The organism is Streptomyces sp. NBC_01465, assembly GCF_036227325.1.
GTDB lineage: Bacteria > Actinomycetota > Actinomycetes > Streptomycetales > Streptomycetaceae > Streptomyces.
Genome location: NZ_CP109467.1, coordinates 8,314,282 through 8,326,919, shown reverse-complemented (window position 1 = coordinate 8,326,919; position 12,638 = coordinate 8,314,282). Strand labels below are relative to the sequence as shown.

The 12,638-nt window shown below is 70.3% G+C and carries 15 protein-coding genes and 1 pseudogene; 7 read left to right on the top strand and 9 right to left on the bottom strand.

What is annotated here, in order from left to right; all coding sequences use genetic code 11:
• Nucleotides 1–4 precede the first annotated feature (4 nt).
• Nucleotides 5–754 (bottom strand): hypothetical protein, encoded by a 750-nt coding sequence (locus OG707_RS38595; RefSeq protein WP_329128199.1) that lies wholly within the window; start codon nucleotides 752–754, stop codon nucleotides 5–7.
• 144 nt (nucleotides 755–898) lie between these two features.
• Nucleotides 899–1,060 (bottom strand): annotated as a pseudogene (locus OG707_RS38590) (FCD domain-containing protein); the annotation flags it as partial.
• 48 nt (nucleotides 1,061–1,108) lie between these two features.
• Here OG707_RS38590 and OG707_RS38585 point away from each other — a divergent pair.
• From OG707_RS38585 to OG707_RS38575, 3 genes are all read left to right on the top strand, one after another.
• Entirely contained in the window at nucleotides 1,109–1,282 is a 174-nt protein-coding gene (locus OG707_RS38585) for a hypothetical protein (RefSeq protein WP_329126540.1), read from the top strand.
• An 88-nt stretch (nucleotides 1,283–1,370) separates the two neighbouring features.
• On the top strand, nucleotides 1,371–1,646 hold the full coding sequence (locus tag OG707_RS38580) for a hypothetical protein (RefSeq protein ID WP_329126539.1): 276 nt from the start codon (nucleotides 1,371–1,373) through the stop codon (nucleotides 1,644–1,646).
• 40 nt (nucleotides 1,647–1,686) lie between these two features.
• Nucleotides 1,687–2,556 carry a PhzF family phenazine biosynthesis protein gene (locus tag OG707_RS38575; RefSeq protein ID WP_329126538.1) on the top strand — a complete coding sequence of 290 codons (870 nt, stop codon included), beginning with the start codon at nucleotides 1,687–1,689 and terminating at the stop codon, nucleotides 2,554–2,556.
• On the opposite strand, the gene OG707_RS38570 is transcribed toward OG707_RS38575, so the two are convergent.
• Entirely contained in the window at nucleotides 2,546–3,277 is a 732-nt protein-coding gene (locus tag OG707_RS38570) for a PIG-L deacetylase family protein (RefSeq protein WP_329126537.1), read from the bottom strand. The two genes, OG707_RS38575 and OG707_RS38570, sit on opposite strands and share 11 nt — an antisense overlap.
• Nucleotides 3,278–3,327: 50 nt before the next feature.
• Between OG707_RS38570 and OG707_RS38565 the strand changes: the two genes are divergently transcribed.
• On the top strand, nucleotides 3,328–4,071 hold the full coding sequence (locus OG707_RS38565) for an MgtC/SapB family protein (RefSeq protein ID WP_329126536.1): 744 nt from the start codon (nucleotides 3,328–3,330) through the stop codon (nucleotides 4,069–4,071).
• Between the two features lies 1 nt (nucleotide 4,072).
• On the opposite strand, the gene OG707_RS38560 is transcribed toward OG707_RS38565, so the two are convergent.
• A complete protein-coding gene (locus OG707_RS38560; protein ID WP_329126535.1) occupies nucleotides 4,073–4,744 on the bottom strand; it encodes a hypothetical protein in 672 nt (223 codons plus the stop codon).
• Between the two features lie 117 nt (nucleotides 4,745–4,861).
• Here OG707_RS38560 and OG707_RS38555 point away from each other — a divergent pair, with 117 nt between their 5' ends.
• The gene (locus OG707_RS38555) at nucleotides 4,862–5,509 is read left to right on the top strand and encodes a TetR/AcrR family transcriptional regulator (protein WP_329126534.1); all 648 of its coding nucleotides are present in this window, start codon (nucleotides 4,862–4,864) and stop codon (nucleotides 5,507–5,509) included.
• Between the two features lie 44 nt (nucleotides 5,510–5,553).
• Nucleotides 5,554–6,435, top strand: a complete 882-nt coding sequence (locus OG707_RS38550) for an alpha/beta fold hydrolase (RefSeq protein WP_329126533.1) — start codon at nucleotides 5,554–5,556, stop codon at nucleotides 6,433–6,435.
• A 13-nt stretch (nucleotides 6,436–6,448) separates the two neighbouring features.
• Here OG707_RS38550 and OG707_RS38545 read toward each other — a convergent pair whose 3' ends face one another.
• Genes OG707_RS38545 through OG707_RS38530 form a run of 4 tightly spaced genes read right to left on the bottom strand, consistent with a single transcriptional unit; the run spans nucleotide 6,449 to nucleotide 9,767 of the window.
• Nucleotides 6,449–7,444 carry a S66 peptidase family protein gene (locus OG707_RS38545; RefSeq protein ID WP_329126532.1) on the bottom strand — a complete coding sequence of 332 codons (996 nt, stop codon included), beginning with the start codon at nucleotides 7,442–7,444 and terminating at the stop codon, nucleotides 6,449–6,451.
• A 52-nt stretch (nucleotides 7,445–7,496) separates the two neighbouring features.
• On the bottom strand, nucleotides 7,497–8,024 hold the full coding sequence (locus OG707_RS38540; protein ID WP_329126531.1) for a GNAT family N-acetyltransferase: 528 nt from the start codon (nucleotides 8,022–8,024) through the stop codon (nucleotides 7,497–7,499).
• On the bottom strand, nucleotides 8,025–8,753 hold the full coding sequence (locus tag OG707_RS38535) for a DUF2625 family protein (RefSeq protein ID WP_329126530.1): 729 nt from the start codon (nucleotides 8,751–8,753) through the stop codon (nucleotides 8,025–8,027). It lies immediately after the preceding gene.
• Between the two features lie 48 nt (nucleotides 8,754–8,801).
• On the bottom strand, nucleotides 8,802–9,767 hold the full coding sequence (locus tag OG707_RS38530; RefSeq protein ID WP_329126529.1) for a pirin family protein: 966 nt from the start codon (nucleotides 9,765–9,767) through the stop codon (nucleotides 8,802–8,804).
• A gap of 97 nt (nucleotides 9,768–9,864) precedes the next feature.
• Between OG707_RS38530 and OG707_RS38525 the strand changes: the two genes are divergently transcribed.
• On the top strand, nucleotides 9,865–10,212 hold the full coding sequence (locus OG707_RS38525) for a tetratricopeptide repeat protein (protein ID WP_443071450.1): 348 nt from the start codon (nucleotides 9,865–9,867) through the stop codon (nucleotides 10,210–10,212).
• A 16-nt stretch (nucleotides 10,213–10,228) separates the two neighbouring features.
• On the opposite strand, the gene OG707_RS38520 is transcribed toward OG707_RS38525, so the two are convergent.
• Nucleotides 10,229–12,586 carry a lysylphosphatidylglycerol synthase transmembrane domain-containing protein gene (locus tag OG707_RS38520; RefSeq protein WP_329126528.1) on the bottom strand — a complete coding sequence of 786 codons (2,358 nt, stop codon included), beginning with the start codon at nucleotides 12,584–12,586 and terminating at the stop codon, nucleotides 10,229–10,231.
• Nucleotides 12,587–12,638: the final 52 nt, after the last annotated feature.

The following is a 12,638-nucleotide window of genomic DNA, read 5'->3' as shown; positions in this document are numbered from 1 at the left end:
GTCGTCACACGCTGGGCGGCCCGCCGACCAGGTCGATGACACGACGGCGGAGACCGCTCCAGCGCCGGTCGTGGCGGTAGGCGCGCTTCACGGCGCGGGCGCGGGCCCGAGGGCGATCGCGGTAGAAGCGCTTCGCCCATGCGGAGCCCGGACGGGCCAACCGGACCGCGCCGACCAGTGAGACGAACGGGATGAACACGCCGAGCACGGCCATGCGGAGTTTGCCCTTGAGCAACGCCCCCAGCGAGAGCACCAGATGCAGTCCCACCGTGAGAATCACCTGCGTACGGCTGTGGAGTTCGGCTTCGCTGAGTCCGTCGACGCCGAACGGTGCGAATCCGACGAGCAGCAACCCCGCCAGGGACACGGTGACCAGGACGACCTCGACGCTCTTGGTGCCGTCCTGGGTCCAGTAGACGTCGCTCAGGTAGAGGACAAGCGCAAACTCGTCCAGCACCAGGGCTGTTCCGGCCCCGAACAGGGCGGCGGCCACACCCGCGCCGAAGCCGTGACGGCCGCCGGCGATCGCGGAGAATCCTCCGACCGCCATCAGGACGATGCCCGGCACGACATGGTGGACGTGCAGACCGCCGGGCGTGACATTGCGGAAGGGGCCCTTGCCGGCGCGGATCAGCCGGGTCACCAGGCGGGTCACCGTGAAGGTGATGACGAACGCGATCAGGGCCAGGAGCAGCGGGAGTTTCCCCGGCTCAACGATGTTGCGGTACCACCAGCCGTCGTCCACACCGGCCATCGTTCCCGAACCGGGGCGCCTGTGCAGGTCGAGCGGTCGCGGTCGGGGGGCGTCTTCCCCGTTGCACCGGCGTTCCAGGCTGAGCCGCAGGTGCTCGGACATCGCTTCCGACGCCCGCTCGGGGCTGCGGCGCAGCCCCGCCCGGACGATGCGCTCATGTTCGGCGAGGGTCGGTTCGCCCGCACCGGGGATGGAGCGGAGCCGGAAGATGTACAGATGGGAGTGGAGTCGCTCGATGGCGTCCGCGTGGAGCGGGCGCCCGGCGCCGGCCGCGACGGCGTCGTGGAAGCGCTGGTCCAGTGCCACGAATTCGCGGTAGGCGGCATACCTGCCGTCCGCCCCGGGGCGAGGTGGGTGAAGGACGACCCCTTCGGCATGTTCATGCACGTCAACATGCCGACGTACCAGGACGCCCAGTGGGCCGACCCCAACGGCAACCCCGCCGGCTTCAACCCGACGACTCTATTTCTCCATCTGGGACCGGCACAACGGCGACAGAACGGAGCTGATCGAGAATCGGCTCCGTGAGCTGCTGACTCAGTACGGACAGATCGACTACCCCTGGTTCGACGGCTGGGGCTGGAACATCCCGTACTCCCAGATCCCCTACCAGCCCGTGCGCGACATGATCCGCAAGACGCCGCCGCACACGGTCGTCGCGAACAACGACCACGAGGACACCCTGCGGACCACCGACGTCATCGTCTACGAAGCGCCCGTTCAGGGCATGCCTCCCGCCACCAACCCGCGGCCGGCCGACGAGATCGTCACCATTCTCAAGATGGCCAACGCGGGCAATGCCCTGTTCCCGCTGAACGTCGCGCCTGACCTCAGCGGCCGCATCCCCGATCCGTACGTCGACCGCCTCAAGGAGATCGGTCAACTGCACTGATCTGCGGCCGGGTTGACCGGCAGGCGAGTACGGTACTCACGTGCCATCCGCCGCCGGACTGCCTGTCGCGATCGTCCACGCGTGCCTGCGCGACGGCCGGGGCGGCAGTCCCACGGCGGTGCTCGACGAGTTGCCGTTGAGCGACGACTCGCGCCGCCGGGTGCCGGTTCTGGCGGGCACGTCGCACGCCGTCTTCGTCTCGGCGCACGACGACTCGGCCGGCGTGCCCGCGGTCTCCCTCCGCTTCTTCACCGCGGAGGGAGAACTGCCCGCGTGCGGCCACGGAACCGTTGCCGCGCTGGCCCTCCTCGCCCGACGTGCCGGGCGCGCGGAGTACGGGGTCACACTGCGCGCGGGAGGCCGGGTCTTCGCCGGCCGGGCCGTACGGGAGAGAACGTACGTCCGTGCCGCCTTCGTGTCCGGCCCGGTCGACCTGCGCGAACCCACCGGGATCGAGCTCGACCTGGTACTCCCTGCGCTGGGCCTCACCTCGGCCACGCTCGCTTCGGGCATCCGGGTCGCCTCGGTGGGGCGACCCCGGCTGCTGGTACCCGTTGCCGGAAGGTCCTCACTCGCCGCGCTCGCCCCGGACTTCGACGCGCTCCGTACCGCTTGCGACCGGCTCGGTCTCCTGGGCTGCTACGTCTACTCCCCGCCGACGCCCACCGGCCGTCTCGCGGCCCGGATGTTCGCCCCGTCGATCGGCGTCGAGGAGGACATCGCCAACGCCAACAGCACCGCCTGTCTCGCCGCCCACCTGGCCGGGGCGGGCGTCACCGACATCGCCGTGGACATGGGTGACTCCCTCGGCAGTCCGTCCACCGTCACCGCGGAGCACAGCCCGTCAGGGCCGCTGATCCATCTGGGCGGCACCGCCGAGGTCACGCGCGGAGTCCGGGTCAGGCCATGAGGTCGTGGTGGATGTACCACTCGGTCGCCATCAGCTCCTCCCTGGCGGTTCTCGGGAGGGCGGCGAGCCTGCCCGGCAGAGCTCCCCTCGCCACCTCGCTGCGGTGCGCCATCACGGCACCGAGCTTCTGCTCCAGCCACGGCCGTACGTCGACGGCTGCCGTGACCCGCTCGTCCGGAACGCTGAACATCTGCCCGCCCGGCCGCATCAGGCGCTCGCCCAGCAGCCGCGCAGCGGAGTGCGGGTGGGTGGCCAGATGGAGGGCACGCGGCCGCCAGGGGTCGCCGGCCTCCGGATAGAGCAGGCCCCAGCCCGCGGCCTGGACGGCGAGTAGGGTCGCCCGGTGGGTGTGCACATGATCCGGATGACCCGTCAGCCCGCCGTACGCGTCATGAGTGATGACGATGTCCGGTCGGAACTCCCGGATGTGCGCGACCAGCCGGCGTACGGACTCGTCGAGCGGGGCGTCGCACCAGCGCACGCTGTCCGGGGCCGATTCCGGCACCTTGGCATCGGCGTACCCGAGCAGGCGCGGACCGCCGGCGCCGAGGACGCGGAGTGCCTCGGCCAACTCGCCCGCCCGGTGCGTGCCCTCGGCCCAGGTCGCCGTGACCACTGCGGTCCGTGCCCCCGCGGCCGCCTGCCGAGCGAGCACACCGCCGGCCGACAAGGACTCGTCGTCCGGATGCGCGAAGACTGCGAGCACGCTCGGCACAGACATGTGGCGGCCACCTTTCCCCGGGCTTCCCGGGAATCACCAAGGAGGAAATCTTGTCATCGCTCGCCGTCCCCCTGTTCGACCCCGCAGCCGGTCAAGGGGCACGCCAGTTCGCCGAGTTGGGCATCGCGCTGTTCCTGTCGACGCTGATCGGCGCGGAGCGCGCCATCCAGCAGAAGAGCGCGGGGCTGCGCACCCACACTCTCGTCGGAGTGGGCAGCGCCCTGTTCATGGAGGTGTCGCAGCACGGGTTCAACGCGGTCCTCGCCCTGGACCATGTCTCGTTCGACCCCTCACGGGTCGCCGCGCAGATCGTCTCCGGGATCGGTTTCATCGGCGGCGGCCTCATCTTCGTACGGAGGGACGCGGTCCGCGGGCTGACCACCGCCGCGACCATCTGGCTCACCTGCGCCATAGGAATGGCCTGCGGCGGCGGCCTGCCGCTGCTCGCGATCGCCGCAACCGCCGTGCACTTCCTGGTCGTCCGCGGCTATCCCTGGCTGACCCGGCGCGTCCCCGCCCTCACCTCGGCCGAACGGTCCCGCCTGCAGCTCGCGTACCGCATCGGCAGCAGCGTCCTCACCCGGGTCCTCGAACACTGCACGAGTCGTGGGTTCCATGTGGTCGAGGTACGGGCGGACCGCACCGAGTGGGGTTCGGGCGCCGAGTCGCGCGGCACCATGGCCGTCCAGTTGGAGATCGAGGGGACCGGCAGTGTGCACGAACTGGTTGCCGCGCTCACCGAATTCGACGGCGTCCTCGACGTGGCGTCGCTGGAGTCGGAGCCGGCCGACTAGTTCACGCGGCCGCCGCGGCGACGATCCAGTTCCTGAACTCGACGGCGTAGTGCCTGAGGTGGTGGTCCACGACCTCGTCCGGGCACGTGACGGGGAAGTACACCGTCAGGTTCGCCGTGAAGCCGTCGGTGGTGTCACCGAACTGGATCAGGGCTCGCCCGACGACGGTGCCGTCGGCCAGGAAGAGGTTCGAGGACATCTTGCGCGGATATTCGGCTTCCGGGAGAAGCTCCTCCGCGTCCGCGGCCCAGGCCAGCTCGTCCGTTCCCCAGCCGCCCATGTAGAAGGAGCAGACGTGAGGACCGATGTTCTCCACCACGCGCGCCCCGATGGTGTCGGTGCCCATCACATAGTGCTCGGGGTGCGCCGCGAGAAGTGCCTTCTCGTCGCCCGCGAAGGCTTTGTCCATCCAGGCCAGGAAGGCGGCCGAGGTCAGACCCCGGGTCGCAAGCACCGTCGTACCCGCCTTGAAGCGGCCGCCGGACGTACGAGCGCTCTCGTGCAGGAAGGCGTTGCCCTCCTCGATGTCCTCCGCCAGCAGGTCGAGCAGACCCTGGCGTCCCAGCCGCGTCCGGAAGCGGTCCAGGGCGCGGCGCGCGTAGAACAGCTCGAAGTCGTCGATGCTCCCGCCGCCGGCCGGCCCTGATGTGAGAGTCACTGTTACGTCCGTCATGGTCACGCCTCCATTCAAATGCGAATGTAGATTCACATTTGCATTCGGAGCGTACGCCGACAGGGGCACCGGTTGTCAACGGCTCCTGCCGGGTACGCCGCCGATACGATGCGGATCATGACCGTCGAACCAGACCGCCCGTCGTCCTACCGGGAACCCCGGCAGGCGCGCAGCGCCGCGACACTCGCTCGTGTGCTGCAGGCGGCCGAGGAGATCGCCGCTTCGGCAGGCCTCGACGAGATGACGATCTCCGGCGTCGCGGAACGGGCCGGTGTCTCGGTCGGCACGATCTACCGCCGCTTCGAGGACAAGGAACAGCTGGTCAACGCCCTCACGGAGCGAATGCTGGTCCGGCGCGAGGAGTACGTGGCCGAGCAGCTGCGAACCGCCCGGCCGTCACTCTCCGGCGTCCTGGGCGCCTACGCCCTCGCCCTGTTGCAGTCGTTCGCCGACAGCAAACTCTTCCCCGAACTGCTCCGCGCCCGGGGCGCAGGTCCTGGGGAGCGCGGAGCGCGCACGATCATCGAGATCCACCGGCTGCTGCTCGAAGCAGCCGGCCCGTACACCGACCGGATCCGGCGCTCGCACCCGGAAGCGGCGCTGGACACCGCGGCCCGCACCGTACTCGGCGCCTGCTTCCACAACTCCGTACGCCCCGATCCGGTGGTCGGCGAGGCGGCACTGCGCCGGTTCGCGGACGAACTCAGCGACATGGCGACCGGCTATCTCCTCACACCCGACCGCCGGGACGGCGCCGACAGCTGAGCCCCCCGTCCCCCGCCCGCCGCGCTGCATGACAGGCTCCACGTATGCCGATCGTTGACGTGTCCCCCAAGGTGTCCCTCTCGTACGAGACCTTCGGCGACCCCGGGGATCCCCCCGTTCTGCTGGTGATGGGCTTCGGCGCACAGATGCTCGCCTGGGACGAGGACTTCTGCCGGGAGCTGGCGGATCACGGCCGTTACGTGATCCGTTACGACAACCGCGACTGCGGGCTGTCCACCCAGTTCGACGATCACCCCGTCGACGTGGGCGAGTTCATCGCCGCCGTGAGCTCGGGCGACATGGCCGCCGCGCTCGCGATGGTTCCCTACCGGCTCGGCGACATGGCCGACGACGGCCTCGGGCTGCTCACCGCGCTCGGTGTCGAACGCGCCCACGTGGTCGGTGCCTCGATGGGAGGGATGATCGCCCAGACGATGGCCCTCTCCTCCCCGCAGCGGGTGCTGACCCTCACCTCGATGATGTCCTCGACCGGCGAGAGCGCATACGGCCGGCCCAGCCCGGAAGCGCAGGCGGCGCTGTTCAGTCCGAGGCCCGCGGACCGCGCCGGGTACATCGCGACGGCGGAGAGAGGGCTGATCTGGTCCTCCCGGCGGTACGGCGACCCCGCGGTGCTGCGCGAACTGGCGGCCGACAGCTATGACCGTGCCTACTGTCCCGCGGGGACCGGCCGTCAGCTCGGCGCGATGATCCTCAGCGGTTCGCGCGCGGACGCCCTCCGCGAGCTCCGGGTGCCGACGCTGGTGATCCACGGCCTGGACGACACGCTGATCGACCCCAGCGGCGGCAGACGCACCGCGGAGCTGGTGCCCGGCGCCGAACTCCTGCTGATCCCCGACATGGGTCACGACCGCCCGCGCGAACTGTGGCCCACGCTCATCGACGCGTTGGTGAAGCACACCGGCTGACCAGTGGATGTCGTCACTGCACCGCCGGCTCGAGCAGTGACAGCGTCCGCTGCTGCGCGTCCAGGGCGACGCGGATCCCCACGGGCATCGGCAGGTTGGGGCCGGCGTGTCCGAACTCGACGTTGCCCAGAACCGGGATGTCACGGTCGCCGAGCACGTCGAGCACGATCTCGGGCAGCGTCGGGGACGCCTCGGGCGTGCCGAGTCCGTCGATCGCGTACGGGACGCCCACGACCATGCCGGCGATCCGGTCGAGGATGCCGGCGTGCCGCAGCACCTGCAGATAGCTCCACACATGCGATGCGTGGCCGCCCATCTCCTCCCAGAACAGCACCGCGCCGTCGAACCGTTCGAGCGGCAGCGCGTAACGCGTCGCCTGGTTCAGCACGATGCGGTTGATCACCCCGCCGATGAGCCGGCCTTCGGCGCGACCGGCGCGCCAGCACTCCCACGACGGGGTGGCGGGCAGCGCACCGATCGCTTCCGTCCCGGTCAGGAGCGTCGAATAGAGCCTCTCCAGCTCTGCTCGGCGCGCTGCGGACGCGGCCTGCCAGTGCCCGCCGAGGCCGGGGGTGGCCACGTCGGCGTGGAAGCCGACCAGGCCCGTACGCGCATGGAGCACAAGATGCAGCAGCGAGATGTCGCTGTAGCCGAGGATCGGCTTGGGGTCGGCGGTGATCGCTTCGATGTCGATCAGATCGAGGTATCCGAGCGCGGTCTGGCCGCCGTCATGAGCGACGATCGCGCGCACTTCGGGATCTCGTAGCAGTACATTGAGTTCCTCGGCGATCTCCTCGGGCCGGGCCGCGCTCCACCAATGCTTCTCACCTGCCTTGAGCAGCGGCGCGAGACGGACGCGAAATCCCATCCGCTCCAGCACAGTGACCGCCCGCTCGAGATCGGGCACGTAGCGGGCATCGAGCGGCCCTGACAGCGATGCGACCACGACGAGATCTCCGGTCGCCAACGCACGGGGTCGAAGCAGTTGAGGCTGTTCAGTACGGATCATCGAGGCAGTATCCCGGCGCCCGCACCACCGGGCGACACATTTTCCGTGCAGCTCAGTGGTGTTCGACGCCGGCTGAAGCGTCGCGGGTCATACGGAGGTTGGGCAGCCGTCCTTGCCACGTCGTGCGCTCACCCGTGACTTCGAATCCGTGGCGTTGGTAGAAACGGACCGCGCTTTCGTTGTAGTCCGTGACCCAGAGGGATACGGGTGCGGGTTCGGCCCAAGCGAGGAACTCGGTCATCATGCGAGCACCGAGTCCTTGCCCCTGGGCGTGGCTCAGCAGATACATCGGTCCGAGCGTGACCACTTCGTCGCGGCGACCGCAGATGACGCCGACGTTCTCGGTTTCGGAACGTACAACGCGGCAGAACATCCGGTCCGGTTGCCGGTTCGCTGCCTCGATGAACTCCCGCCACCGCGTGACGCCTTCCACGGTGGCCGAGGGGCCCCGATGCTCGCGGATCCAGTCCTCGTCGATCCCCGACTCCGGGTTCGGGTACGTCTGCAGCCAGGCTCTCAGCAGGAACGGGCCCAACCACACGCAGTCGTCCGCGCGAGCGGCTTCGATCACGTAGGTCATTCAGGCGACTCCGAGGAATCCCGGGTCCGCGCCGTCGAACTGCAGGCAGGAGTCACGGCTCACGCCGAGGAGTTCCGCCATGGGCACCGCTCGACGGCTGGTCGCCGACAGATCTTGACGGCCCTCGGCCGACCATAGCGGCGGGTAGAAGGACAGTCCCTGCCGGCCGTTCAGTACGGAGACTTCATCGCCCCAACCGTCCCACCGAAGGTCCGCGTAGAACTCCTGGAGCCCTCCGGAGAGAATCCAGGACAGCCACGCCGAGTGGCCGGCGCCGAGTGCCAGCCAGCGCAGGGAGTCAGGGGCGAAGTAGAGGATCTCGCCCGGGGCGCCGGGCCGTCCGGCCTCGCGGGGGTTGCCTCCGTTGAGGGCGAAGACTCCGCCCAGCACATCGTGCGCGACCACGAGCCCCGGCTCCGCCCGCCATGCGGGGTCGAAAGCCGCAGGCATCGCGTTGATCTCGGCGAGGCCCGGCATTCCTCCGGGGCCGCCGTGGCCCGGGCTGCCGAAGATCCGCAACCAGCCCCCGTCCACGAGCAGTCCGCCGCAGTTCAGTGCGATCCCGCCCACGTTCGACCGGGCGGAGACCTGCAGTTGGCGCAGGGCGACGCGGCCGGCCTCGCCGTCTCCGGGCAGCACCTCCACCGGTACGTCGGAGCCGGACAGCTCCTGAAGGAGGAGCGGCCAGGCCGGATCCTCGACATTGATCAGCTCATCGACCTCACGCATCCCCGCATCGTCGCACCCGCCCCCGGACGCTCCGCCGGCCACCCCGCTTCAGCGCACCCGGCCCCTGGGTTTCAGCGGTACGGCGGGGAGTTCGGGGGCGGGCAGCGGGGCGCCGTCGTAGCCCTTGACCTCGCCGAAGCGGGACCCCGTCATCCAGTCGGTGCGGGCCTGTGCGATCTCCTCGTTGGACCTTCCGATCCAGTTCCAGAACATGACGATCTCCTCCTCGAACGGCTCTCCGCCGAGCAGCATCAGGCCTGCGTCGGAGACCGCGCGGAGCGGGAGTTCGGTGCGGCCGCAGCCGAGGTAGAGCATCGAGCCGGGGAGGACCGGGACGCCGTCCACGTGGGCTTCGCCGGACATGGAGAGGACCGCGTACTCGAAGTCCGGGTCGAGCGGCAGGTTCGCCTCTGCGCCGGCGGACAGCGACAGGTCGGCGCCGACGAGCGGGGTGTACGTGGTGCCGGGCGAGGCCGCGCCGTCGAGCGTGCCGAGGATGACCGTTGCGGTGAGGCCGGGGGCGGTGACGGTCGGCAGGTCGGTGTGGTGCTGGAAGTGGGGCTCGGTGTTGCGGTGGGCGTCGGGCAGCGCGACCCAGAGCTGCGCGCCGTGCAGGAACTTGGCGTGGGACTTGGGGCTCTCCTCCGCATGGCTGATGGCGCGGCCCGAGGTCATCAGGCCGAGCTCCCTCGGCCGTACGGTCTGGAGCGAGCCGAGGCTGTCGCGGTGCAGCACCTCGCCGTCGTGCAGCCAGCTGACCGTCTGCAGACCCATGTGCGGGTGGGGCGGGACCTGCATGCCCGGCTCGTCGGCGATGTCGTCGGGGCCGTAGTGGTCGACGAAGCACCAGGCGCCGACCATACGGCGGCCCAGGTTGGGCAGCAGCCTGCGCACCTCGGTGGACTCGCCGAGCTTGACGGTGCGGGGGCTCAGCAGTTCGCGCACCGGCTCGGCGGCGACGAACCCGCGGCCGCCGCAGACGGAGAGTGCTGCCTGACTGTCGAGATTGCTCATGGCGCTCAACTTAGCGCCGCCCGGACCGGGAACAGCAGTACCGGGGCTGTCGGCGTTGTAGTGGAATGTTCAAGCAGGTGCGTGCGTTACCGCCCTCGTGAACATCATCGAGACATACCTCACGGAAGGAACCGCGACCGAGCGCTGGGAGCGTGCGCACCTCTTCTTCGACGCCAAGGAGTACGGCAAGGCCGCGCTCATCCTGCGCGGACTCGTCGACGAGGTCCCCGAGCAGGTCGCTCCGCGGCTGCTGCTCGCCCGCTCGTACTACCACTCCGCCCAGCTCGGCCGCGCCGAGTCCGAGCTGCGCGAGGTGCTGGTGCGGGACCCGGTGGAGCAGTACGCGCTGCTGATGCTCGGCCGCACCCTGGAGCGGCAGGGGCGTCACGGCGAGGCGGGTCCGCATCTGCGGATGGCTGCCGCGCTCGCCGGCGACTTCTCCTGACCGGAGGCTCCGGAGGCTAGAGCGCGCTGCGTTTCTGCAGCCACGTGGTGGCCAGCCAGCCCGGGACGATCGGCAGCCAGAACGTGAAGAGGCGGAAGAGGATCACCGCTGAGAACGCTGTCGAGGCGCCGATGCCCGTCGCGGTCGACAGACCTCCGGAGAGCAGGGCCTCAACTGCGCCCAGCCCTCCGGGAGTCGGGACGATGGAGCCCGCCGTCTTGCCGATCAGGAAGACGACGGCGACGGTGGCGAAGGAGATGTCCTGGTCGGGTACGAAGGCCCTGACGGACGCCCACAGGGCCACGCTCCCGGCCAGCGGCAGCAGGAACGCACCGCCGAGGCCGACGAGGAGTTTGCGCGGGTCGCTCAGCAGTTCCAGCATGCGCGGGCCGACGCCGGAGAAGAACGGCTTGACCCTGGTGGTGACGAATTTCCGTACGGGCGGCACGGTCGCCGCCACCAGGCCGAGCACGCCCACGGCGAGCAGCACGGTCACGATGACCGACGACGGGGGCAGGTACGAGGACCCCTGGGCCGATCCCGAGATCGAGCCGAGCAGCATCACCAGGATCAGGAACGCCCCGAAGGCCGCCACCTGCGAGGCGGCCATGCTGGTGACGGCGAGCCCCGAGGCGACCCCGGCCTTCTGCAGGAAACGGGTGTTGAGCGCGACCCCTCCGACGGCGGCCGGTGTCACCAGCGTGACGAACGAGGCGGCGAACTGGGCCAGGAGGAGGTGCAGTTTGTTCAGTCGCTGGGGGACGAATCCGCCGAGGCCCATCGCCGCGGCGACATAGGTGAGCGCGGAGGCGCCGAAGGCCGCCGCGGCCCAGGGCCAGTACAGGCCCTTGAAGAGGCTGCCGAGCGGCTGCCCCGAGAACTGGCTGATCAGGAAGTACGCGGCGATGACACCGCCGAGGCCCGAGAGGATCGTGCGCGGACGCAGCCGTTCCAGGACGACCGTCGGGGTCTGCGGGGCCTCGGGCTGGAAGGCGAGGATCTCCTCGGTGATCCCGCCGACCACACCCTTGTGCCGGCGCAGCTCGGTGCGGGTCTCGGAGCTGACGACCGCGGGCCGCAGCAGCGGCAGGATCGCGCCCATCGCCGTGTCGCCGAGGACCGTCCTGGCCGTGCGCACCGCACGTTCAGGACCGGCCAATACGCCCAGTGTGGACAGGAGTTCGACGTCGTCGAGCCGCTGCTGGAGCTCGGAGGCGGCGACCTCGCCGGCCTCGAGCCGCAGCAGCCACACCTCCCCCGCGTCGTCGACGAGGAAAGCGCCGGCGGACAAACGGCGGTGGCTGATCTGGTGGCGGTGCAGTTCGGCGGTGAGGCGCCAGATGCGGCTCAGGAGCGCGTCGGTGATGTCCTCGGGCGGCAACTGGTCGAGGGTGCGGCCTTCGATCTGTTCGTACGCGAGCATCACCGCGTCGGTGCCCAGTTTGCGGACGGCGGCGAGCTTGGGCGTACGGATGCCGCTGTCGCGGACGGCCAGGGCGAGGAGGGTGCGCTGCTCGACGATGTGCTGCAGCGAGACCAGGCCCTGGCTCTGGGCCGGGCGGCGCAGCCGCAGACGCTGGTAGAGGCGGTAGGCGAGGCCTACCGCGAGCCGGTCGCGGTCCAGGACGGTGACGGCGAGGCGGGTTCCGGCTTCGGTGGTCGCGGCGTAGCGGCGTGCTCCGTCGGCGCCGTCGGGAGTGCGCGTCCAGTCGGCGACGGCCAGATCCGCCCCGGCGAGCGCGGCCATGACGCTCTCGCCGGTCGGCCGGGTGTCGGCCGCGCCGCGCGCCCAGCGGATTCCGTAGGCGACGGTGCGCCCGAGCGCGAAGCTGACGAGGACGCCGACCAGGGTGGCGCGGTGTTCGACCAGGGCGGCCGCCGCGGTGATGGTGAGGCTGAACCAGGTGGCGTTGCGGACGAGGAGCCGGTCGCCGAATCCGACGATCGAGACGAACGCGACGACGGTGGCGATGTAGAGGTGTACGGGGGTGCTGCTGCCGTCGGAGTGGGTCGTGGTCAGGGCGAGGCGCAGGGCCTCCGGCGCCGGACCGAGGACGTAGACGTTGATGGCGAACGCCAGCAGATACGCGACGAGCGCGGCCAGCACCCCGTCGGCGACCAGCCGCCCGCCGTGCCGGACCAGGCGTTCCACGGCGGCGACGGCGGGCGCGACGGCCATCACCACTCCGGCGGCGAACACCACAGGGCCGATCAGGATGTCGGGCGCGGCCCGCTGCAGAACCGCCAGGCCGACGAGGAGCGCGATGCCGACCGCTCCGGCGATCAGGCGGGCCCGGTCGGCCGACTGCCGTGTGAAGGTGTGCAACTGCTGTTCGGGCCCGCCGTCGTCCGTCGGCCCACCGATCGCCGTCACCTGCGTCTGCCACCCGCCGTCACTCGTACCCGGTCAACGATTCCGTGATCGT

Bases quoted from the DNA above. Each gene is read 5' to 3' on its own strand.
- OG707_RS38595 (WP_329128199.1), bottom strand. From the start codon at position 754: ATGGCCGGTGTGGACGACGGCTGGTGGTACCGCAACATCGTTGAGCCG.
- OG707_RS38570 (WP_329126537.1), bottom strand. From the start codon at position 3,277: ATGTCTGTGCCGAGCGTGCTCGCAGTCTTCGCGCATCCGGACGACGAG.
- OG707_RS38560 (WP_329126535.1), bottom strand. From the start codon at position 4,744: ATGACGGACGTAACAGTGACTCTCACATCAGGGCCGGCCGGCGGCGGG.
- OG707_RS38555 (WP_329126534.1), top strand. From the start codon at position 4,862: ATGACCGTCGAACCAGACCGCCCGTCGTCCTACCGGGAACCCCGGCAG.
- OG707_RS38550 (WP_329126533.1), top strand. From the start codon at position 5,554: ATGCCGATCGTTGACGTGTCCCCCAAGGTGTCCCTCTCGTACGAGACC.
- OG707_RS38545 (WP_329126532.1), bottom strand. From the start codon at position 7,444: ATGATCCGTACTGAACAGCCTCAACTGCTTCGACCCCGTGCGTTGGCG.
- OG707_RS38540 (WP_329126531.1), bottom strand. From the start codon at position 8,024: ATGACCTACGTGATCGAAGCCGCTCGCGCGGACGACTGCGTGTGGTTG.
- OG707_RS38535 (WP_329126530.1), bottom strand. From the start codon at position 8,753: ATGCGTGAGGTCGATGAGCTGATCAATGTCGAGGATCCGGCCTGGCCG.
- OG707_RS38530 (WP_329126529.1), bottom strand. From the start codon at position 9,767: ATGAGCAATCTCGACAGTCAGGCAGCACTCTCCGTCTGCGGCGGCCGC.